We start from the raw sequence: 22,683 nt of genomic DNA on the forward strand, positions 1-22,683 counted from the left end.
CACAACAAATCAGCATCAGTCTCCGAATCACCATCATTCACTGATTCAGTCTCTACTTCATCAAGAACTATGACTAAATCAATCTCAGAGTTACCGTCCTTCACTGACTCGGTCTCTACAAATAGAACAATAACTAAATCAATCTCAGAGTTACCATCTTTCACTGATTCAGTATCTCAAACCAAGACAAAGGTCGCATCCATCTCAGAATCACTATCCTTCACTGACTCAGCATCTACATCCGTAGTCCACAACAAATCAGCATCAGTCTCAGAATCACTATCCTTTACTGACTCAGTATCTACATCCGTAATACACAACAACTCAGTTTCAATCTCAGAGTCACTTTCCTTCACTGATTCAGCAACTTCCGCAAAGAATCTAGCATCTTCCACACAACTTGTTGAAAATACACAAAAAGAAATTACGGTTGATCCAAACAAACCAGATTTGTATGTAACAAGTAGCAATGCAGCCTTGTCAACAGTAAAAGTTGATTCTACAACAAGTGCAACATTAAACTATTCTAGTATAACTCAAACAAGTGGTGGAGCTAATACAGTACAAATTAACAATGCTCTTACAATCAATAAATACTCAAGTGGCGGTTCTCTAAATGTACAGGCTGTCATTCCTGCAAACATCACCTCTATATCAGGTCCTACTAACTGGCTAGGATCACTCACTTTACTAACTGTTAAACCTCTCAATTCAGTTACAGCACCAGTAGAACCACAGACAATTAATACTGTAAAACAAGTCGTAGAACTAGGCTTCGGTAGTACTTCACTAACTTTTGACAAGGCAGTACGCATCTTATTTGTTGGTCAAGCAGGATTGCATGTTGGTTATACACATACAGTTCCACTTACAGAGATTACTGCAACCTGTGCAGATGATACCCAAACTACAAACAATATCTTGCCAGCAGGAGGAAACTGCAAGATTAATGTAGGATCTGACTTGGTAATTTGGACAAAGCACCTTACAGGGTTTGGAACATGGAGTTCATCAAGCTCTGGCTCATCAGGATCATCTGGCTCATCTGCAGCTAGTACTGGAAGTGTAGGGGGTGGAGGAGGTTCAGTAGGGGCTGGCCCATCTGGCACATCAAGCTCATCTAGCAGCTCCACTGGATTTGGCGGTATCTTGACACCAAACTTGAAGATCTACCAAGTGTCATACGATGTTTGTAACCAAGATATAGTAAAGATAACAATAGGAACAGATCCTGGAGCAAACCCAACTGTTATTCTACGAACAATGTCAGGAATAGTTCAAGCACAACTATCCAATGATCAGCCATACACACAAGAAAACGTAAACGCAACAATTCAAAAGACAGTCTATGTGGCTCACATCAATCCAAAAGAGCAATCCTTTGAGGTTGTTCTACTAGAAGCAATAGGCAAGAATATCAATACTATAAGCAAGACAATTCAGATAAACGGATGCAGTGAAACAGTATCAATTGAAAATGAAACACCATTAACTCAACCAACACAAATTGATCTTTCTGCTCCGCAGATATTTGATGTCAAGTTCCAGATAGGAAATGGCACCAAGGTACTGTCCTCTGATGTGACAAACCAGTATATTGATTCACAACCAATGACGGTGTATTCTATAATAAGCAGCTCCACGCCACTTGACAGAGCAGAGCTCAGATTTGTAAAGCTAGGAGACGATATCACAAAGTATGCTGCAGTAAGCATGGATGTTGTACCATTGCAGATATCCAACACCACATACATCATATCTGGAGTAATTCCAAAAGAGATGGCACAAGCTCCAGCTATTACATACTGGATACATGTACAAAATCATGCAGGAAAATCATCAGACTCTGACCAATACTCAATTGGTGTCAAACCAAGCTATTCAACTCAAGGCAATCTAGAAATAGACATACTTCCAGCTAGAGCAGAAGGTACAACTGCAACACCAATTGCATATTTCACCAACACAGGCAAGCCAGTCTTTGGAACAATATCTCTTGTAGCCGATGGAAAGACCGTATACACATCACCATCACAACTATTTGGAGCTGGACAGACTGCAGTTGATCTAAAATGGAAGACATCCACACTTGAATATATAACAAGTCATCAAGTATTTGCAAAGTATAATGGTTATAATGATTCAATTAATACTAGTACAGTTACAGTAACCACATTCCCGTCTACAAAGACACTATCCATATCACAACCAGCTAACATTGGTATTATTGAACAGAATAACCGTACCATAGCAAATCCAATTGCATTACACTCTTCATTCAAGGACAATGATGGTAATCTAAGATATCGGGTAACGGCTCCAGATGGTACCTGTGTCATAGGACCATCTGACAACTGTCTTGTGACTCATTCCACAATAGGACAAGGCAACTTCAAGTCTGTAAAAATAGGTGACCAGATATACAGAGTAAGATATTCTGGCTCAGAAAGCACATTGGAACGATTTACAATCATGTCAGTAGACGCGATAGTCGGAGACTGGAAAGTAGAAATTGTTTCCCAGAATGAATTTGTACCGTCTGCACATGCCGCACAAGATGTGTTCATGCAGGTCAAGTATAGGGCAGTAGAAACATCATTTGTAACAGAATTTTCAAAATAAATTATTAAAATGATTCAAACATTATTTCAATTTAGTTTATGGTTTATCTATGGATAAGTAATAGCTTTTACAATATACGCATCAAGCTCTGAAATTTTTATTCTTTCTTGACTCATAGAATCACGTATTCTTACAGTAATAGTATCGTCTTGCAGAGTCTGATGATCTACTGTAACAGCAAGTGGTGCACCAACCTCATCTAATCTCCTATATCTTCTTCCTATGGCACCAGAGTGATCCAAAAATGTATCATATTTTGTTCTAATCTTGAAAAAAACTTCCTCAGCTTTTTCTGCAAGTCCATCTTTTTTAACAAGAGATAATATGCCAACATGAATCGGTGCAAGATATGGCTTTAAGGAAAGAACGACTCTATCATTTTCTTTATCATCACGAAAACTATGTTCTAGAATGGTATAGAGACTCCTGTCTATGCCCATGGATAACTCAAACACATGTGGAAGTACTTTGACCTCATCATCTAACACTTCAAATTTTTCCTTACTTTTATTTGCATGACTCATTAAATCATAATCAGATCTATAGTTACATGCAACAAGCTCTAACCACCCTGTAGCAGTTTCAACTTCAAAATCAAAAGCAACAGATGCATAAAATGCCTTTTCTTTATCTCCAAGTTTTCTAAACCTACTTTTTGTTACATCAATTCCTGTCTTTTGATAAAACTCTATCAATAATCCAAGATAATATGCTACAAGTTTGTTTGGTAAAATTCCAGCATCTAGAGCTTTTTTACAAGTCATAGTTTTGATCTCATTTTCAACCATAATTCTGATCTCAGTATTTTCAACCTCAGAAAATTTTTCAAGATTATCTAGTTTATTTGGATTGCAAAAGACTTCAATTTCTGCCTGATAAAATTCTCTTAGTCTTAGAAGACTTTGCCGTGGAGAAATTTCATTTCTAAAACTTTTACCTATCTGTGCTATTCCTATAGGCAATTTGCCACGCATTGTTTTAAAAAGCCTAGGAAAATCAACAAAAATAGATTGACATGTTTCTGGTCTAAGGTATGCTGATTCTGATTCAGGTCCTATACCAACCTTAAACATCATGTTGAATTTGTGAGCTTTCTCAAAACTACCTTTGCATTTTGGACAGACGATTTTTTTTTCTAAAATTACTTTATCAAACTCAGTAAGATCAGCGCTTTCAGGCACTACAATAGAAGTAATTTCGGTAATTAGTTTATCTGCTCTAAAAATTGATTTACATTTTTGGCATCCTATGATGGGATCTGCAAAACTAGAAAGATGACCAGATGCCACAAAAACAGCCTCTGACATTATTTGAGAGCCATCTATTTCCATCATTCTATCTCTCCTAACAAACTCTCGTCTCCACAATTCAATGAATTTATTTTTTAGACTAACACCAGATGGACCATATTCCCAAAAACCAGCTTGTGCATCTGCATAAATTTCACAACTTGGGAAATAAAATCCACGCTCTAATGCAAGCTGCATTATCTGATCATAATTCACAACAAATCAACTCCATCAATTGAATTCATATGTAATTATGCTAATTCCTTTACTTTTTCTATGTTTCCAAGATCGTCACGTCTTTCATCTATTGGTGTTTCTAAGATAATTGGAATATTTTTAGAGTTAGTAAATTTTATGACATGAGCAAGACCAACCTCACCAATTTGTCCTAGTCCAATATGTTCATGTCTATCAATATTGCAACCTATCTCGCCTTTTGAGTCGTTTAAATGAACTATTTTGAGTTGCTCAAAGCCTATTGCCTTTCCAAATTTTTCAAGAGTCAAGGTAGCAGCTTTTTTTGTCCTTAAATCATATCCTGCTGCAAAGGCATGACATGTGTCAAGACAAACTCCAAATCTTTTTTCTGGCTTGAGTTGAAATAGTATGGAAGCAAGCTGTTCAAAATCAGAACCAACACTATTTTTTTGTCCTGCAGTGTTTTCAAGAAGTATAGTAACATCATCTGTTGTTTCTTTAGCAGCTTTTGTAAATGCTTTAACTAGTTTTTCTATTCCTTTTTTATCTCCAGATCCTTTATGGCTGCCAAGATGTGCTACAAGGTATGGAATTCCAAGTTTACTACATCTTTTTATCTCATCTATTAACGAATTCAACGATTTTGCAAATGGGTCATCTTCTGGTGAAGAAAGATTTGGTAAATATGGCATATGAGCAACAGTTGCAAATCTATCAATCTTACTTGCTACAAGTTTTTCTTTAAAACTTGTGATATCGTTTTTGGCAAGTGGCTTTGCAGCCCAGCCTCTTGGATTTCTTGTAAAAATCTGAAATGCTGAACAACCCATTGCTTCTGCATTATCAACTGATTTGTCTATAGAACCAGCTATGGATACATGCAAGCCAACCTGCATGCTGGTAATCTAATTGAGGATAATTTAAACTCCTAGGAGTATTTGAGGCAAAATGATGGCAGACCAATTCTAATTTTGAAAACATAACCAAATTTTTAAGGTAAAAAGAAACAAAGAAAATATGTTACAACTTGGCATAAAGGAACTTGCAAAGTATCCCTTCCTAGCGGAAACGGGAGATTATCTAAAAGACAAAGGATTCAACCTAGAACAATTATCAGATCCAGATTGGAAACCAGTGGTTGAAAAGGCATATGGTAGAATTGTTGTTGCTACAACGGGGCAAATTTATGGTGGTGATATTGAAAACCCCGACTTGGAGATTCTCTCTTTTGTTATTAGTATAATATTATTAAAATCAGCAGGAATCTCTACTCTGAACAGAAGATTCTCTCTTGCAGAAGCAAGAAGAGCAGAAAGGTATCTAGAACAAGGTCTCAATGCTTTACAAAAGGACCGTACTATATTAGAAAATCTAAAACTAAAAGAGGAATCAATTAAATCTTCCCTGAAAATAATACAAGATCTTTTTTCAATACGGGTAGAAATGGAAGATGACAGATTAAAAATTCGTATTGCAGATTATCTTAAGCGTGCAATTCATTTTAATGAACGAGAGTGGAAGCTAGTAAATCGTCGAGTGGAAAGTGGTTATGTATATTTATCATCGCATGAGATAGTCAGACTTGTACGAAAAGAACTTGATGTATATATCAATTCAAAGATACAATCAGTTAGTGTATCATTTATTCCAGAAACATTTCGTGAACGTGTAGGAGATCTGGTATTGCTTGCAAAAAAATTTTCTACCACAGTAATTGTTTCCGGTGATTATCCACCATGTGTCAAACACGCAATCGAAGTACTTGATAGAGGAGAAAACTTGCCTCACTCGGGAAGGTTTATGCTTGCTACATATCTGCTAGCAAAAGGACAGACCGTTGAACAAATTGCTCCATTATTTAAAAATGCTCCAGATTACAATGAGCGTATTACAAAATATCAGCTTGAGCATATAGCAGGTTCATCTGGTAAAGCGACAAAATATTCTTGTCCATCATGTGAAAAACTAAAGAGTGAAAATCTTTGTTTTGCTATACCGGAATGTGACGGAATTATAAATCCAGTTCAGTTTGGTACAAGGAGAAAAACAAGTGCTTGAAAAAAATGTAAACTTTGTAGAAGCAGCTCTAAAAGAATATTATTTTAATAACTTTGAGCTGATCCACGTTCCATCTAGAACTTCAGAGCGAGAATTTGGCTATCAAAAATTTAACTCTGGTATGGCTAGACACCTTACAGTAAAAAATGATAAGGATTTGCATTTTTTACTTATGACGCAAGTGCCATCTGACATTTATTGCTCAAACGCTTGTTACTCCTTTCCAAATCTACCAATGTCAGAAAAGGACTGGAAAGAAGCAGATTTGATATTTGATATAGATGCAAAGGATCTGAAACTTGGTTGTAGAAAGGATCATACTTGTTTCAAGTGTAATACCTGTCAAAGCATTAATGAACAACCATCAAAATGTATTAAATGCAATTCTGACAAATTTGATGTAATATCAGTTACTTGTCAGAATTGTATATCTGAAACAAAGAAAGAAGTGAAAAAACTGGTTCGAATTTTGACAGAAGATCTTGTGATAAATGAAGAAAAAATTCAAGTTTATTTTTCTGGAAATGAGGGATTTCATGTACATGTAGAAAATTCAGAATATCAAACCTTGGATTCTAGAGAAAGAGCAGACTTGGCAGATTATATCATGTTTAATGGAGTGATACCAGAAACTTTTGGAATTAATAAACAAAATAGTTCAAAGACATCGCTTCCAGATATTGGAGAAAGAGGTTGGCGTGGGCGCACAGCAAGAGAAATTTTTGGTACAAAATCAAAACGACCCAAAATCATTCAAGAGATACTTTTAGGAGGATATTCAGCCTTTCAGTCAAGACTTGAGGAAATGAAGTATACAATAGGTGTAAGAATAGATCCAAAGGTAACAATGGATATTCATAGAATCTTCAGATTAGGCGGATCTATTAACAGCAAAAGCGGCCTTTCGAAAATTCTTTGTAAGGATTTGGAAAACTTTGATCCATTTTCTGATGCTTGTTTACTTGGTGATGAAAAAGTTGAAGTTTTAGCAAATTGTCCCATCTCGTTTAGACTAAAAAATAAGAAATATGGACCATATGCTGGTGAAACTATTTCTGTACCAAAACACGCTGCAGTTTACATGATTTGCAAAGGACTAGCTGATGTCACTCAATAATAGTGAAAATTAGGCTCAATTTGCAGAAATTTATGCATTTTACAAGATTCCATGTAACTATATCTTTCTAGGTAAGACATTAATTTGACACAAAGTAAGGAAGCGTGATTTTGTACAGCTCATCCACCCAAGACAATCCACCTCCGCGTGATGCGGGAAGATACATCAGAATAGGGATTGCCGCACTTATTGGTATAATAATTTTCGTGATGATAAGCAATCAAGCTGTAGTTTTATTTATGAATGTAAAAGAATTTGGTCATCTATTTACACAACCGCTTTACTATTCTCTTCTTTCCGCTGTAATACTTGCTTCTATAGTACTGATACGAGTAAATATAAAAAATCGTTCTTCTATTGCTTGGTATAGCATTCATACCGCAATAAATTTTTTAAAAAAAGGAAACAACTATTCTATAACTGAAAACATACCAAGCTTTAAAGATTACAAGCTTAGTATTCCTAATTTTATAATTTGGCAAATAACAAAAGTTCTACTCTTTGGTGCATTCTTTGCAAACCTCATGTTTGGTTTTGCAGTTTCATACATGATTCAAGGAAATGATCTTGGTGTGCAAAGCATATGGAATTTGTTTTCACTTCCATTTTCAACACCTCCAACAGATCCCTCGTATTCATTAGACAAAGTTACTCCAATGATTCCAACTCTTATAATTTTAGTTCCACCAATATTAGCTGCAATTGGTTTACGTCTTGTACTTTATGTTGGATTACATAACATCGTTAGGGTCATCATAAACTATGTCCAAGATACATCAAAAGGCAAGCCAAAATTCCTTGATTATATTGCAACTATAGAAGGCATAATTGGTATTGGAATAATTTGGGCCGGCATAAACATGTTTTTCACAGATCAAATAGACTACAACACAAAATATGCTATAGGTGGTACCCTTGCTGTAGGATTTGCTTTAATTGCGTTTTATTTTATTGATAAATTCAAATCAAAAGTAATCATACATCCTTCAAAACGAGATATCTATATCCGCATATTGACAATAATTACAATTGCAATAATTGCAAGTTCAATAATGGCTGTCAATAACAGCATTGCCGATGCAAAAAAAATAGAATATCTTGGTCCATACAAAGCTCAACAAATCGGTGTCAATAGATATCTGGGCCAGCTTGATCAAATCCAGATTACACCCCATGAAGTAAAGCAAAGTTCTTCCATTCAACCTACAGATATACCAAATTATGTGATGCAAAATAATGCTCTACTAAGCAAGATAAGAGTTTGGGACTCGGAAGGAGCAAATGCAAAAATTAAACCTGAAATTGGACTTATACCATATGTAGATTTTGAAAACAATGACATTTTGAGATTTAATGACACGCTATATTGGACAGCTTCGATGAAACCAATTCTTCCATCATCTGTAACTCCAGAAAATATATGGTATAACCAACATCTTGTTTATACCCACGTTGACAACGGATTTCTGGCATTAGATGCAAGCAATGGTACTATAGTAGATAGTAATAATCTCTTCAAACAAAGAGTGATCTATTATGGAGAAGGCGGACTTTTTACAGATACATGGGCTGCATATCCAGTTAATAGAGGTACAAACACTGCTGAACTAAATAATGCATCATATAATGGAAAAGGAGGCATAGACGTATATCCACCAATAAGCCAAATTTTTGAACCAAACTTCTTCCTTTCTTATCCGACAGAACCAATCCACATAATTCGATATAGGGATATTCATGATAGAATGCAATTGTTGTATCCGTATTTCCAATATACTCTATTTAATAATAATGTAGACGCTTTACCTGTTACTGATGGCCAAAAAACATACTGGCTTGTTCCACTAATAGTAGGTTTTGATACAAAGAATGTACCTTGGTCAGTAAGTAACCCATATCTTAGACTTGTTGGTTTTGCATTGTTGGATACCTATAACGGCAACATTACTTTGATTAAAACTGGAGATGATTTCTTTACAAAAATGTTTGTCAGTGAATATGGAAATAATTTTATCGATACACCCTCATGGCTTCAGAAACAACTTCGATATCCAGAGGCGTTATTTGATTGGAAGGTAGACATGTTTAACATGTATCATGTTACAGACACTTCTACATTCATACAAGCAAAAGATTTCTATGAAGTTCCAACTGGACTTCAAACTTATTATGTAGAGGCAAAACCTCCAGGATATGATAAAACATCATTTATAGGAATTCTTTCACTTGAATTACAAGGATCACAGGGAAGAAACCTTGCAGGTTTCATGACTGTTCAAAATGACATTCCTAACTTGGGTAAGATGCAATTTTATCAAGTTCCATTAGATTCTAAGACAAAGCTTCTTGGTCCATCAGCAGTAAGTGAAGCACTGTCTAGAGATCCTGATTTTGCTAAATTGCAAACATTACTTCGAAATCCAAGAATTGGAGATAATATTCTTTACAGAATAGGTAATGACGATGTTTACTTTATTCCAGTATATACTGCGGGTTCGGGTGGAGTTGTTACACAACTTGGAACAATTGCTGCAGTTGGTGCCGCATTTGATGGAGAATATCATGTGGGGCTTGGAGATACACCACAACAAGCCTTTACTGCATATCTTGCTAAACTCAGTGGTATTGCTCCGTCCAATATTACAAGTGCCTTACAGCTAGATCAAGCAAGTAGAATTGCTACTCTAAGAACTATACTAGAAGCAGATAACTTGAAAATTGTTAGTCCAACATCCATACAACTACCGCTTTCATTTGAAGAGGGCAAGACTTCCTTCTTACAGCAATCTGATCTAGATAACGTAAAGAAGCTAATCTCAGATTTCTTGAAGAATTTTGTACAGCCAAGAAGTGATAGGATAATTTTCTGGGAAGAAAATAGCACAGTAAAGCTAGGTACAATTGTGGTTGTAGATAACGTACCGGAATTACATTATATCTCAATTGGGGTAGGTTAGTTGCTTTTAGTCGTAGATAACGGCTCTGTCTACACTAAATCGCTTTTGGATTTTTTATTATACCAAAAAATAACCTTTAACACACTCTCTTTTGATAAAGTGATTCTTTCAGAACTTCACAAATATTCATCAGTAATTCTCTCTGGAAGAACAACAAACATTGCTATGATGAATGCCATTAACTCTAAAATAATAAGACATGCTGTTATAAAAAAAATTCCCCTACTTGGAATATGTTATGGTGCAGAAATCCTTGCACTTACACTTGGAGGTACAATTAAGAAAATGGGCAAATTAAACAATGGAATACAAGAAATTGAAGTCATAAAACCAAATCCCATATGCGAAAATAAAATTAGAGTTTTTGAGAGTCATTCTTACCTGGTTTCAAAACTTGATAGTTGTTTTGAGCACATTGCAAAATCTGACTATTGTAAATATGAAATATTCCAATATGCAAATCATAAAATCTTTGGAACCCAATTTCATCCAGAAATGAGTGATGATGGAAAACTTCTTCTAGAAAAATTCATCACTATTCAATAGTTTTAATATTGTAAATTTATTGTGATTTGTAATGGAATCTAACCACATTCTCTCACTACCAATTGTAAAAGAGGAAAACATTTGTTTACCTCTTGTAATTATTGCAGTATCCAAATATTGGGGAATAGATCTCCCTTTTTCTGAAGCTAAAGAGATTGCAAAAAAATATCCTAACATGAAAGGAAGCATAATGATGGAAGGAATTGAGCTTGCAGAACGACATGGACTTGCTAGTTTGATCTTAAATTCTACTATTAAAGAATTGAAAAAATTAATTGATATGGGAATTCCACCCATAGTTATCCTTCCAGGAATACGTGATACCGTACAGCACGCATCTCTTATTTTAGGATATGATGATATAGAGAAAACAATCTTACATTATTTTCCTGAACCTGATAAGGTTGGTGCAATACCAGAAAAAAAATTTGATGAACAATGGTCTGAGGATGATAAACTCTTACTTGTTTTAGTTCCAACAGATATACTTTCAGAAATAAATTTAGAAAATAAAAAAGAAAAATCAAATAGATTATGTTTTAATGCTGAAAAATTGCGCTTACAAGGAAAATTTACAGATGCTATAACTACATTACAAAAGGCATTTGAAATAAATCAATCCAACTCTACTGCATATTGTTTGCTTGGTGGAATACTAAATGATCAAAATTCTCCTGACGCTGTTCAATATTATCAAAAAAGTATTGCATTAAATCCTAGGTGTTATCTTGCATATCGAGGTCTTGGAAATTTTTATTTAAAATCAAAGGACTATTCAAATGCAGAAAAATACTATACAAAGGCAATTGAAATAAATCAAAATAGATTTGCTCCAATTTATAAAAATCGTGGTTTAGTAAGACTAGAACAGAATAAAAAAACTGAAGCTAAAGATGACTTTGAAAAATACTTGGAACAAATGCCAAATGCCTCTGACAGAACCGGGATCTTAGAGGTTTTAAAAGAATTATAGCATTTGGAAAGGTTTTACAATACTTTGAAGAGTAAAATAACATGGATTGCATTTTTTGTAAGATAGTGGAGGGGAAGATTCCATCAAGGAAAATAACTGAAACTGAGAAATCACTGGCATTTTTAGATGCATTTCCATTAACAATAGGACATACACTAGTTATTCCAAAGAAACACTATACCAAAATTGAGGAAATGACCAAAGAAGACAACTCGGATCTATTTGAGGTTGTAAGAATTTTAACAGGAAAAATAGAACGCTTAGCACCATCTTCTCTTATAGCCATTCATAATGGTAAAGAAAGTGGACAAGAGGTTCCTCATGTTCATGTGCATATTATTCCACGTAATACTGATGATTCTGTAGGACCAATTCATAGTATGTTTAGCAAAAAACCAAAACTTACAAATGACGAATTTGACAATATTACAGAAAAACTTGCTAAATAAAAATCTAATTTCTTAAATTTATTACCATTCCCATTATATATAAAAACTTTAAATTTCACTTTAAATATTATAAAAGCATAGCATATTCATCACAAAATAATATTGCTGTTGCAACAATTCAGGGACGTTACTATTTTAAATTTGTAAAGATGCTCAAATTTTTAAAAATGAATTATGATTCTATATTGCCTACTGAAATAGATCATACAGATAAAAGACTTATTCTTACTACCATGCAGGAAGCATCTAAAATTGCAAGTAATTTTGTTCTATGCGCAGAAGAATTTGATGCAGATCCAACTGTAATAAAAGGACTAATAACACAAAAACTTGAAGCTGGTTTTCATGAACGGACATTAGTTTTAGGAATAGATCCAGGTAATAGGATAGGATTTTCAGTTTTTTACTATCAAAATGAAATTGAAAGCTCAACCTATACATCACTTGATGAATTAATATCACATATCGTTAGAATCTTGGCAGGATTGAAAGCTGATAGAAAAATTGTTAAAATAGGAAATGGAAATATGAAAATAGCTCGTCACATAATTGATAGATTAAATCTTAGTTTTTGTTCACATTTTGAATTAGAATTTGTAGACGAGCGAAAGACATCACTAAAAATTAAAAATCATAACAAAAGAGGAGAACGTGATAAAATGTCTGCAAGGTATATTACCCAAAGGGATGGATATAGACACTTAATTTTACCACTTTCAAGAACTGGCTGAAACATTATGTAAAAATTAGTCATTGTATAAAAAATGCTTATATGATAGTTCCAAAAATATATGCAAAAAATTGAAATTTTTCATATTTTTAAAAACCATACATATTTATATCGCTTTTTCAGTTTTTTCCTGAAAAGTCTGGATAGCTCAAGAGAGACTTGTATAAATTTTACATAAAATTTCTTAATTTAATATAGAAAATTCTGATCCATGCTTAAATACTTAGTATTACTATAATAAATTACAAGGAATAGTGACTGAAGAAAAATGACATGTAAAGGAATATGCACAAGATACAAGGCTCAGAAGCCAGTAGGTACGGGTCGTTATGCGTCAGGACAGAAGAGATGCCAGATTTGTGAAATTTTCATAAAATGGGAAGGTCTTTGGTGTCCATGCTGCGGATACAGACTTAGAACAAAACCAAGAAATCTAAAATACAAAGCAAAATTGCGTGCTAGAGTTGAAGCGGACTCTCAACTAGAATCTGTTGCTGTAAAGGCTGCAGAAGTAGAAGAGATTGAGGTAGAGGCAATAGCAGTAAAAAAGGCCACAATAAAAGCTAAGACGGCAAAGGCTACGAAAAAGGTAGCAATAGTGCCGGTAGCAATAAAGGCATAGCTGACGTAGATTTTTGATGTCCCAAGTCGGTTATAAGAAAAAAACCGTAAAAGTGGACAATCGAGAATTTTTGGTTCAAGTAGTTCCCTTTGATAATGGTAATTTTATTTCAATAACTGAGGGAAAAGAAAAAATTGGTGCTATGATGGTGTCAGTTGGATCTGGAACTCGTATTAGTACAGCTACCGTGATTCCATCAAAATCCGATTCCTTTTTTTTGAAAATGGTTTCTGAGCGATTGGCATCTATTATAAACGGAATATGTGTTGCATCACTTAACATACAAAAAGAACTTGAGTTAGAACCCATGAAAGTACTTATGAATGAAATAATGGAGATTGTAAAACAATGACTGATTTACGGGCTTATCTTAACCAGATAAAAAAACTAAATGAACTGTCTGTTGTAAAAAAGAAAGTATCTACAAAATATGAGATCGCTGCTGTTACTTCGCAAATAGATGGTGGCAATGCAATTTTATTTGAAAATATAAAAGAAAGTAAATTTCGATTAGTAGCAAATCTAGTTGGTACTAGAGCAAGATTTGCCAAAGCAGTAAATGCAAAAGAATCTAACATTCATCAAAAGATAATCTTTGCAATTAAAGGTGCAAAAAAGCCAGAGATTGTTTCAGATGCAAAATTTATGGAAAATAGATCGAAAGACTTGTCTATCTTACCAATTGTACGACACTTTGAAAAAGAATCAGGATCTTTTATTACTTCATCTATAATTTATACACAAAATCAAGAAACTAGGACACAAAATTCATCATTTCATAGATTGATGCCTCTTGATAAAACTCACTTTTCTGTGAGAATGGTGGAAGGAAGACATCTACATCGTACATTTGTACGTTCCAAAGAGCATGGTGAAGATCTAAGAGTAGCAATAACTATTGGTGTACACCCTGCAATCTCCATAGCTGGTGCATATCAAGCAGACTGGGGAAAAGATGAATTAGAAATAGCAAATGCAATTTTGGGAAATAAATTAACCTTGACTAAGACACCATATTCTAATATCAAAGTACCATCTAGTGCTGAAATAGTTATGGAAGGAAAAATTCTACAAGATAAAACTCACAAGGAATGGATGGTTGAAATGCTCAGGACTTATGATTTTAAAAGAGAACAACCAGTTTTTGAACTAGAAAATCTATACTATCGAAACAATCCAATCTTTCATGATATTCTTTCTGGTTATTCAGAACATAGATTGTTAATGGGGATGCCAATTGAAGCTAAACTAAACCGTGATGTTAGACAAGAATTTCCTAGGACGAAAAAAGTTGTTATGAGTGATGGTGGTTGCAACTGGCTTCATGCAATCGTACAAATTTCAAAAAAGAAAGATTCTGATGCAAAAAAGGTGATTGAAAAAACTTTTGCAGCACATAGGTCGTTGAAAATGGTAACAGTAGTAGATGATGATATTGATCCAACTAATGCAATAAGTGTAGAATACGCAATGGCTACTAGATTCCAAGCAGACAAGGACTTGACAATTATAGAAAAAGTAAGAGGTTCTAGCTTGGATCCATCAAGTGATCAAAAAAAATTGCTTACTGCAAAACTTGGAATCGATGCAACAAGGCCACTTTTAAAAAGATCAGAAGGATTTGAAATAGCAAAAATTCCAGGAAAAGATAAAGTCTCATTGAAAGATTATCTAAACTAGATATCTCTCATAAAGCTGCCTAGTTTTGACTAGTTAATGGATAGAGCCAATCATTAATGCAATAAACAAGATTGCAAGATAGGGACTAGAAAATTTGAATAGTGTCCAAGATGTCTTTTCTGATGGTTTAGTTAAAACCCATATACTGAGAATTAACATTATTGCACCTGAAATTATTGCTGTATACAAATAAACATCATTTACTATTTTCTCTCCATTATTTGTAAGAAAGAATGGAATGATACTAAAGAGAACCATCATGAGTGTTGTTCCCGCTATTACTCTCACAGACGTCTTTTCTGATTGTACTGCAGTAAGCATTGGCACATTTACTTTGTTGTAATCCTCTTTGAAATGCAATGTAAGTGCCCATATGTGCATAGGAATCCAGACAAATACTAGTCCAGCCATTACTAATCCAAGATCCCACAAACCATGAGTAGTTACTGCCACATATCCAATCATTGCTGGTGCCCCTCCGGAAAATCCGCCTAAAACTATGTTAGTTCGACTTTTTCGTTTTAGTAAATGACTGTAAACTATAATGTTGTCTGCTAACCCAAACGCCATAAAAATTCCAGCCCATATGCCATTCCAAAAAGAGCTAGTGATAGAAATCGAAAATGAACATGCAAGAGAAATTACTGCAAGAATTAATCCAAAATTTCTTGCCTTTTCAGGAGGAAAAATCCTTCTACTTGGAATTGGTCTATTTTTTGTTCTTTCCATAATTGCATCAATATCTCTATCATGATAGTTGGTTAATGTATTAGCTGCAGCTGATCCTGCAGCAACACCGCCCAACATCAATGCCCATGTAGCAAGAGAAATTTCAATATGATAAATATTTGATGCAGTAACAGCTGCACCAAATGCAGTAAAAACTAAAAGATACCAAATTTTTGGTTTAGTTAATTCATAATATACCTTGATTCTTGAGCTTGCCTTTGTGGTTAACACTATTTCTCCTCTTTTTTTGATCTTTTTTAGTTATTTATAGGTTGAATAAATTCCTACTTTACTGGTTTATAGGGCATAGGCTTGGTTGTTCTTTTCATCTCGATAAAACTCTCAGAACGTTGTACACCTTGAATCCTACCTAATTTTTCTGAAATCAATCTATGCATCTCATCCAAATTCTTTGCATACATGGTAACCAAAATATCAAACCTACCAGTAACCTCGGAAATCTCTCTTACTTCAGGCACTTTGAATAATTCCTCAATCACGTGGTCGCGAAGCTTAGAATCCATGTTTATTCCAGTCAAAGCCTTTACCGTGTATCCAAGCTCTCTATCATTTACAACTATTGTGAATCTCTCGATAAGTTTTCTTTTTATTAATCTCTTAATTCTGCTATACACTACAGATGAGTTGACGTTGATCTTTTTTGATATGCGCGGTACTGAAATATTTGCATCCGCAGCAAGTTCAGATAGAATTGTCATATCTAAATCATCTACTTTTGCCATTTAAAATACCAATTATTCTGAATAAATGGATCTTAATAAAGGTATTATTACAATTTTTCTAAAAATTTTTCATCATTTTATATGAGACCCTTTTTGTAAAGCATCTCAGCTAAAAGCACTGCGCCTTTTGCAGAACCCATTTTTTCGTTATGGGAAAATAATACGTACTTTATACCATTTTCAAAAACTGTATCCTCACGTAATCTTCCTACAACAGTAGACATGCCTCCATCTACTTCTCTATCTAATCTTGGTTGAGGTCTAGTAGGATCATCATTTACTACAAGATAATTTTTTGGTGCAGATGGAAGTCCAGCTACGCTAACTTTACTTGAAAAGTCTTGCATTGCTTTTTTAACGGTGTCAGGATCTACATGTTTTGAAGTTTCAACAAAGACTGTTTCAGTATGACCATCTATTACAGGGACTCTAGTGCATGTACAACTAACTTTAAAGTTTGCAGGAGTTATTTTTCCATCTAAAAATTTACCGAGAATTTTTCCTGTTTCTATTCTTACCTTATCTTCTTCTTTTGGTATGTAAGGAATTATGTTATCTGTAATGTCTAAAGCAGAAACACCTGGTGATCTACCTGCCCCAGACATTGATTGCATGGAAGTCATGATTATTTTTTGGGCACCAAAACTATCGAATAACGGTCTCATAGTTATTGCAAGCCCAGTAGTAGTGCAATTTGGAAGGGGTGCGATAAAACCTTTCCAACCGCGATTCTTTTTTTGTACTTCCAATAATCCTACATGATCATCATTTATTCCAGGAATAAGAATGGGTACATCTGCTTCATATCTATAGGCAGCAGAGGTGCTGATCACGGGTATATCTTTTGCAAATCTACTTTCAATTTCACGTGCGGCTTCGCTTTCTATAGAGGTAAATATTAGGTCCAAATTCTCTGGTTTTATATCATCTACGGATTCAACAACCATATTCTTGACGTATTCCGGAATCTCTTCTTTGATATGCCATCTTAGGATGCCACTATTTGTATCCCTTATTGCATCCACAAACTTTTTGTTCGCAGAACGTTCAGAGGCAGCTATTTGTTTTACTTCGAACCAAGGATGTTTGTTTAATGCTATTACAAACTCTTGTCCTACTGCACCAGTAACGCCTATGATTGCTACACGTTTCATAACAAATCTTCCTTCATACAATTAATATTCCTTTAGCACTAAACCAAAACACACTAAATCCCTTTATGTTATTTCATGGTGTGAAATTTGCGCTAGAAAAAAATGTTTCTAACCACCATGTAATACAACATGGAGGATTTTACTCAAATGGACTGCAGTATGACTCTAGATTCATAGACTTTAGTTCAAATGTAAATCCGCTTGGCTTTCCATCTTCAATAACAAAAATTATCAACAAAAATAGATCACTTTTTTCTGTTTACCCCGATCCTAATTCATCAAAGCTACGAGATGATTTACAAAAATATACCGGTATTCAAAAAAACCAGATAATTGTTGGAAATGGTGCAACTGAAATAATTTATAATTTCTGTCAAGTTTTTCTTCATAAAAGTAATAATGTCTTAATACCTATTCCAACATTTGGTGAATACGAAGCAGCTTCTAGATTAAGTGGTTCTAGAATAACTTTTTTTAAAACAATGAATCTTAATAAAAATATTTCAGAATTTCAGGATTTGGTAACAAAAACAAATTGCATCTTTGCATGTAATCCAAATAACCCTACTGGCGTATTGATATCTAAAAATAATCTTTTGAAAATCATAGAGTCTGCTTACAATAAATCTGCATTTGTATTTTTAGACGAGTGTTTCATTGAACTTGTTCCAGATTCAAACGAATCACTTGTACACCATCTGAAAGAATTCGATAACCTTTTCATTCTTAGATCTTTGACCAAATCATTTGGCCTTGCAGGGTTAAGGATTGGTTATGGATTAGGAAATAAGAAGATTATCGATGTGCTTCAGAGAATAAAAATACCTTGGAACGTAAATGGTCTTGCACAGATGGCTGCAAGCGAAGCACTATCAAACATATCTCACCTTAAAAAAACAAGGAAATTGATAAAAAATGAACTCAAGTTTCTGAAACACTCTATTTCAAAGATTAATGGTTTTATTTGTTATGACTCATCAACCAATTTCATCCTAATCAAATCAAGAATGAATTCAAAGAAAATTCGAGAAAAACTAATAGAAGAAAAGATTCTGGTTAGGGATTGCAATAATTTTCGTGGTCTTGATAACAAATTCATACGAGTAGCCGTTCGTACTCATAAAGAAAATGTAAAACTAGTCAGAGCTTTGGGAAAAATTTGAAATGACCAAAACATTAATGATACAAGGAACTTCTTCTGGTGCTGGAAAGACTACATTGGTCACTGCATTGTGCAGAATATTTTCAAATTCAGGATACAAAGTAGCACCTTTCAAATCTCAAAACATGTCTTCTTATTCATACAAGGGAAATGAATTTGAGATTTCTAGGGCACAGGCCATACAAGCGATTGCAGCAAGAACAGAAATAAATCCAAATATGAATCCAATTCTTCTCAAGCCGCTTGGAAATTATAATAGTGAAGTTTTTGTAAAAGGCAAGTTTTACAAAAAGATGCACGCAAAAGAATATTACAAAAAATTTGTACTTCAAAAGGGATTAAAAACTGCTACAGAATCACTTGATTGGTTACAAAAAAACCATGATCTAATAATAATTGAAGGTGCAGGTTCACCAGCGGAATTCAACTTGGTAAAATACGATATAGCAAATATGAGAATGGCAGAACATTCCAAAGCTCCAGTGATTCTTATCTCTGATATTGATAAAGGCGGTAGTTTTGCTAGCATTGTAGGTACACTAGAATTATTAGAAAAAAAATATCAAAAATTCATCAAAGGTTTTGTTATTAACAAATTTAGAGGTGATATGGATATACTCAGCCCTAGCTTCTACAAATTGAGGCAAAAGACTGGCAAGCCAGTCCTAGGAACAATTCCTTTAATGGAATTTGATATTCCTGATGAAGATTCTCTTTCTGCAAATCCAAAACAGATAATCTGGAACAAAAAATTTGTGCAATGTTTAGATGAAGAAATAGAGAATTTAAGTCATATCGTAAAATCTAATCTAGACATGAAATCTATAGGTGCTTTGATTAAATGATCCTAATACCTGTTTTAGCTATACTATTTGCATTATCAATAGACTTTGCATTTGGTGACCCAAAAAATAAATTTCATCCTACTGTTTGGGTGGGAACACTGATTGGGAAACTCGTACCATTTGTTAAAAATAATAATCCAACTAGTGAGAAGATTGGAGGCTTGATTCTCACAATTTTAGTCACATCTCTAATTGCATCAATACTTTATTTTCTAAATGTTATACTATATTACCTAAACCAATCTAATTTTAATTTCATACTTGGAGTTGTTATTTTTATTTTTTCTATCATGGTTACTGGTTATTTACTTAAAACTACAATTGCCATTAAAGGAATGGAAAAACATGCAACACTAATCATGCAAGCGCTTTCACATAATGATATTGATGATGCAAGAGCAAAACTTTCCATGATAGTGAAGCGAGATACAAAGAATCTAGATAGACAACACATTATTTCTGGAACTTTAGAAAGCATTAGTGAAAACACTGTGGATGGAATTATTGGACCGCTTTTCTACTTTGCAATATTTGGTTTGCCAGGTGCATTTGTCTATAGAACCATAAACACCATTGACTCCATGATTGGTTACAAGACTAGCTTGTTTAGAGATCTAGGTTGGTTTGGTGCAAACTGTGATAAGATACTTAACTTTCTACCCTCCAGAATAACAAGTCTTGTAATGATATTTGCAGCCATGATTCTAAGAGAAAACTGGAGACATTCTCTTGAAATAATGAGGCGTGATGGTAAAAAAACCGAAAGCCCTAACGCAGGATATCCGATGGCAACTTTGGCAGGTGCGCTCTCTGTTAAGTTTGAAAAAATAGATCATTATGTCTTGGGAGATGGAAATTTAGAATTTACCGAGGATCATTTTAAATCTGCAATATCTATAATGAAATTAACTACAATTCTCTTCTGTGCTATATTTACAGTACCTATGATTATGGTATTATCATATCTTGGATGGTGGGTGCATGTTTAAGGGAATAAGTTCGGTCATTTCATTTTTGACAATTATTCCTTCTAAAAATATGGAACTTGAAGTTGTTGCAAAAAATATGTATCTTTTTCCAATAGTAGGTGCATTAATTGGATTAATCATTGGTGGAGCTGGTTATGGTCTATCTTTATTTTTACACCCCTTGATTGTAGGATTGTTACTTACAGCCTCATTAGTGATTATAACTGGAATACATCACACAGATGCACTTTGTGATTTTGCAGATGGAATGATGGCAAAGGGAACAAAAGAAAAAAAACTAAAAGCTATGCGCGATCCAGCAGTTGGATCTTCTGGAGTGATAACAGTTGTTCTATATGCAGGGGGCATGATAATGGCACTTTCTATGATGAAAGGATTTGCAATATTTCAAGCAATTTTGTTAAGTGAACTTCTTGCTAAATTTGTCATGGTATTGCAAGCAAATAGAGGATCGTCAGCATGGCAAGGTCTAAGTTCACCATTTACACAATCTATGAAAGATAAAAGGAAGCTTGGTGTGGCTGCCGCATTAACCATTATTCCTATTGTTCTAATTGGCGGAATGACTGGTGTGATTATAATAATTGTAGGTATAGGATTATCATTTTTACTTCTGGCTGTGGCAAACCGTAGTTTTGGAGGCATTTCTGGTGATGTATTTGGTGCAACAAATGAACTTGTAAGACTCTCATCACTTTTAATTTTTGTATCTTTATGATTGGACTAGTAATGTGTGGTGGTAAGGGCGCAAGAATGAATTTACCAGAAGAAAAACTTCTACTCAAATACAAAAATCCCATCATACAACATGTCACAAGTGCACTTCAAGAGTCTGGTTGTTTTTCAAAGATAATTGGAGCCACAAGCTATCATACTCCAAAAACCAGAGAATTTCTTGCAAGTCTAGGAATCTCCGTCATTCAAACGGATGGAAATGGTTATGTTAATGACCTCAATCAGATTTTACATACTTTTGACGAGCCTGTATTTGTAATTTCAGGAGACATGCCTCTTTTAGATGCAAAAATAATCAGAGAAATTGTACAACTTGTAGATATTAAAAATACATGGACTACAGTTCTTTTGAGCAAAAATTTTCTTGATTCACTACATATCAAAACAGAATATCATGTTCATTATAATAAAAAAGAATATTCCTATTCTGGTATTTCAATAGTGAATCCAAGTGGTTTATCTGGAATGAAACATGTTGAAGAGTCATATGTAATACTTGATGACAAAAGAATTGCATTAAATCTAAATACAAAACAAGATTACGATTTACTCGGCACTACCTAATATCTTGCCGTTTATCTTTGCAATGGAACCGGTTGATTCTGCAAGCAGGTTTCCACAAGATTTGCAAGTAACATTAGTTGCTACATGTGAATATACAACACTCTCTTCACTGCATTCCTTACATTGAACTCTCTGAAACTTGCTACTTGGTTTTGGAATTAAAATTTGTCCTTTTTTCATTATGCTACCAACTCGAACTTTCTTAATCTGATACCTGGCTTATTAAATTTCTTTTTACATTCTGGGCACGTGAGAATCGGTGTAAATTTTTTAGTTGTCTTTGCTGGTTTAGCAAGTTTTGGGAATTTTTGACCACCATAACCTTTCTTATCTTCTGCGTGCCTTCTTTCACCTATAGCTGAACCTCTTCTTTTTCCAGCCTTGTATATGGAGATTTTTTGTAAAGTATGTTTTTTACATTTTGGACAGTATCTTCTGATCTCCTTTGGTACGTTCATAAAATAAAACCGCTCTTGACCGTAATTTAAACATCGCTTTGAATCTATAATAGTAACAAAAGT

At 34.2% G+C, this 22,683-nt stretch carries 23 protein-coding genes; 16 read left to right on the forward strand and 7 right to left on the reverse strand.

The window, feature by feature from the left end; translation table 11 throughout:
- Positions 1-2,622: hypothetical protein (locus tag VEU72_06895; GenBank protein HYL66866.1), on the forward strand; the 2,622-nt coding region annotated here is incomplete at its 5' end.
- 47 nt (positions 2,623-2,669) lie between these two features.
- On the opposite strand, the gene VEU72_06900 is transcribed toward VEU72_06895, so the two are convergent.
- Entirely contained in the window at positions 2,670-4,127 is a 1,458-nt protein-coding gene (locus tag VEU72_06900; GenBank protein HYL66867.1) for a glycine--tRNA ligase, read from the reverse strand.
- A 35-nt stretch (positions 4,128-4,162) separates the two neighbouring features.
- Positions 4,163-5,005: a deoxyribonuclease IV gene (locus VEU72_06905; GenBank protein HYL66868.1), complete on the reverse strand. Its 843-nt coding sequence runs from the start codon at positions 5,003-5,005 to the stop codon at positions 4,163-4,165.
- Positions 5,006-5,126: 121 nt separating this feature from the next.
- Here VEU72_06905 and VEU72_06910 point away from each other — a divergent pair, with 121 nt between their 5' ends.
- The 10 genes from VEU72_06910 to VEU72_06955 all read left to right on the forward strand — a co-directional run bounded on the left by VEU72_06910 (position 5,127) and on the right by VEU72_06955 (position 15,241).
- Positions 5,127-6,167 carry a DNA primase gene (locus VEU72_06910; protein ID HYL66869.1) on the forward strand — a complete coding sequence of 347 codons (1,041 nt, stop codon included), beginning with the start codon at positions 5,127-5,129 and terminating at the stop codon, positions 6,165-6,167.
- Entirely contained in the window at positions 6,160-7,284 is a 1,125-nt protein-coding gene (locus tag VEU72_06915; protein ID HYL66870.1) for a DNA primase small subunit domain-containing protein, read from the forward strand. Before VEU72_06910 ends, VEU72_06915 begins: the two co-directional genes overlap by 8 nt.
- Before the next feature lie 104 nt (positions 7,285-7,388).
- Positions 7,389-10,241, forward strand: a complete 2,853-nt coding sequence (locus VEU72_06920) for a UPF0182 family protein (protein HYL66871.1) — start codon at positions 7,389-7,391, stop codon at positions 10,239-10,241.
- Positions 10,242-10,787 carry a gamma-glutamyl-gamma-aminobutyrate hydrolase family protein gene (locus tag VEU72_06925; GenBank protein ID HYL66872.1) on the forward strand — a complete coding sequence of 182 codons (546 nt, stop codon included), beginning with the start codon at positions 10,242-10,244 and terminating at the stop codon, positions 10,785-10,787. It abuts the gene before it with no gap.
- A gap of 31 nt (positions 10,788-10,818) precedes the next feature.
- Positions 10,819-11,760 carry a tetratricopeptide repeat protein gene (locus tag VEU72_06930; protein ID HYL66873.1) on the forward strand — a complete coding sequence of 314 codons (942 nt, stop codon included), beginning with the start codon at positions 10,819-10,821 and terminating at the stop codon, positions 11,758-11,760.
- Positions 11,761-11,801: 41 nt separating this feature from the next.
- The gene (locus VEU72_06935; GenBank protein ID HYL66874.1) at positions 11,802-12,209 is read left to right on the forward strand and encodes an HIT family protein; all 408 of its coding nucleotides are present in this window, start codon (positions 11,802-11,804) and stop codon (positions 12,207-12,209) included.
- Positions 12,210-12,376: 167 nt separating this feature from the next.
- Positions 12,377-12,940 (forward strand): hypothetical protein, encoded by a 564-nt coding sequence (locus tag VEU72_06940; GenBank protein ID HYL66875.1) that lies wholly within the window; start codon positions 12,377-12,379, stop codon positions 12,938-12,940.
- A gap of 267 nt (positions 12,941-13,207) precedes the next feature.
- A complete protein-coding gene (locus tag VEU72_06945; protein HYL66876.1) occupies positions 13,208-13,561 on the forward strand; it encodes a hypothetical protein in 354 nt (117 codons plus the stop codon).
- A 16-nt stretch (positions 13,562-13,577) separates the two neighbouring features.
- A complete protein-coding gene (locus VEU72_06950; protein ID HYL66877.1) occupies positions 13,578-13,913 on the forward strand; it encodes a hypothetical protein in 336 nt (111 codons plus the stop codon).
- The gene (locus VEU72_06955; GenBank protein ID HYL66878.1) at positions 13,910-15,241 is read left to right on the forward strand and encodes a UbiD family decarboxylase; all 1,332 of its coding nucleotides are present in this window, start codon (positions 13,910-13,912) and stop codon (positions 15,239-15,241) included. The genes VEU72_06950 and VEU72_06955 overlap by 4 nt, the downstream gene beginning before the upstream one ends.
- A gap of 33 nt (positions 15,242-15,274) precedes the next feature.
- Here the strand turns inward: VEU72_06955 and VEU72_06960 are convergent, their stop codons facing one another.
- The 3 genes from VEU72_06960 to asd form a co-directional block, all read right to left on the reverse strand.
- Positions 15,275-16,201, reverse strand: coding sequence for a heme o synthase (locus VEU72_06960; protein HYL66879.1), 927 nt, complete (start codon positions 16,199-16,201; stop codon positions 15,275-15,277).
- A 53-nt stretch (positions 16,202-16,254) separates the two neighbouring features.
- Complete coding sequence (locus VEU72_06965; GenBank protein ID HYL66880.1) at positions 16,255-16,713, reverse strand: Lrp/AsnC family transcriptional regulator; 459 nt, start codon at positions 16,711-16,713, stop codon at positions 16,255-16,257.
- A gap of 77 nt (positions 16,714-16,790) precedes the next feature.
- Positions 16,791-17,867, reverse strand: coding sequence for an aspartate-semialdehyde dehydrogenase (asd, locus tag VEU72_06970; GenBank protein HYL66881.1), 1,077 nt, complete (start codon positions 17,865-17,867; stop codon positions 16,791-16,793).
- Positions 17,868-17,947: 80 nt separating this feature from the next.
- Here asd and cobD point away from each other — a divergent pair, with 80 nt between their 5' ends.
- Genes cobD through VEU72_06995 form a run of 5 tightly spaced genes read left to right on the forward strand, consistent with a single transcriptional unit; the run spans position 17,948 to position 22,162 of the window.
- Positions 17,948-19,030 (forward strand): threonine-phosphate decarboxylase CobD, encoded by a 1,083-nt coding sequence (cobD, locus tag VEU72_06975; protein ID HYL66882.1) that lies wholly within the window; start codon positions 17,948-17,950, stop codon positions 19,028-19,030.
- A gap of 1 nt (position 19,031) precedes the next feature.
- Entirely contained in the window at positions 19,032-19,874 is an 843-nt protein-coding gene (locus VEU72_06980) for a cobyric acid synthase (protein HYL66883.1), read from the forward strand.
- Positions 19,871-20,863 (forward strand): cobalamin biosynthesis protein, encoded by a 993-nt coding sequence (locus VEU72_06985; GenBank protein HYL66884.1) that lies wholly within the window; start codon positions 19,871-19,873, stop codon positions 20,861-20,863. The genes VEU72_06980 and VEU72_06985 overlap by 4 nt, the downstream gene beginning before the upstream one ends.
- Positions 20,856-21,581 carry an adenosylcobinamide-GDP ribazoletransferase gene (gene cobS, locus VEU72_06990; GenBank protein ID HYL66885.1) on the forward strand — a complete coding sequence of 242 codons (726 nt, stop codon included), beginning with the start codon at positions 20,856-20,858 and terminating at the stop codon, positions 21,579-21,581. Before VEU72_06985 ends, cobS begins: the two co-directional genes overlap by 8 nt.
- The gene (locus VEU72_06995; GenBank protein ID HYL66886.1) at positions 21,578-22,162 is read left to right on the forward strand and encodes an NTP transferase domain-containing protein; all 585 of its coding nucleotides are present in this window, start codon (positions 21,578-21,580) and stop codon (positions 22,160-22,162) included. The genes cobS and VEU72_06995 overlap by 4 nt, the downstream gene beginning before the upstream one ends.
- Here the strand turns inward: VEU72_06995 and VEU72_07000 are convergent.
- A complete protein-coding gene (locus VEU72_07000; protein HYL66887.1) occupies positions 22,145-22,342 on the reverse strand; it encodes a 30S ribosomal protein S27e in 198 nt (65 codons plus the stop codon). The two genes, VEU72_06995 and VEU72_07000, sit on opposite strands and share 18 nt — an antisense overlap.
- The gene (locus tag VEU72_07005) at positions 22,342-22,620 is read right to left on the reverse strand and encodes a 50S ribosomal protein L44e (GenBank protein HYL66888.1); all 279 of its coding nucleotides are present in this window, start codon (positions 22,618-22,620) and stop codon (positions 22,342-22,344) included. The genes VEU72_07000 and VEU72_07005 overlap by 1 nt, the downstream gene beginning before the upstream one ends.
- Between the last annotated feature and the right edge of the window lie 63 nt (positions 22,621-22,683).

It is taken from the genome of Nitrosopumilaceae archaeon, assembly GCA_035631875.1.
GTDB lineage: Archaea > Thermoproteota > Nitrososphaeria > Nitrososphaerales > Nitrosopumilaceae > TA-20.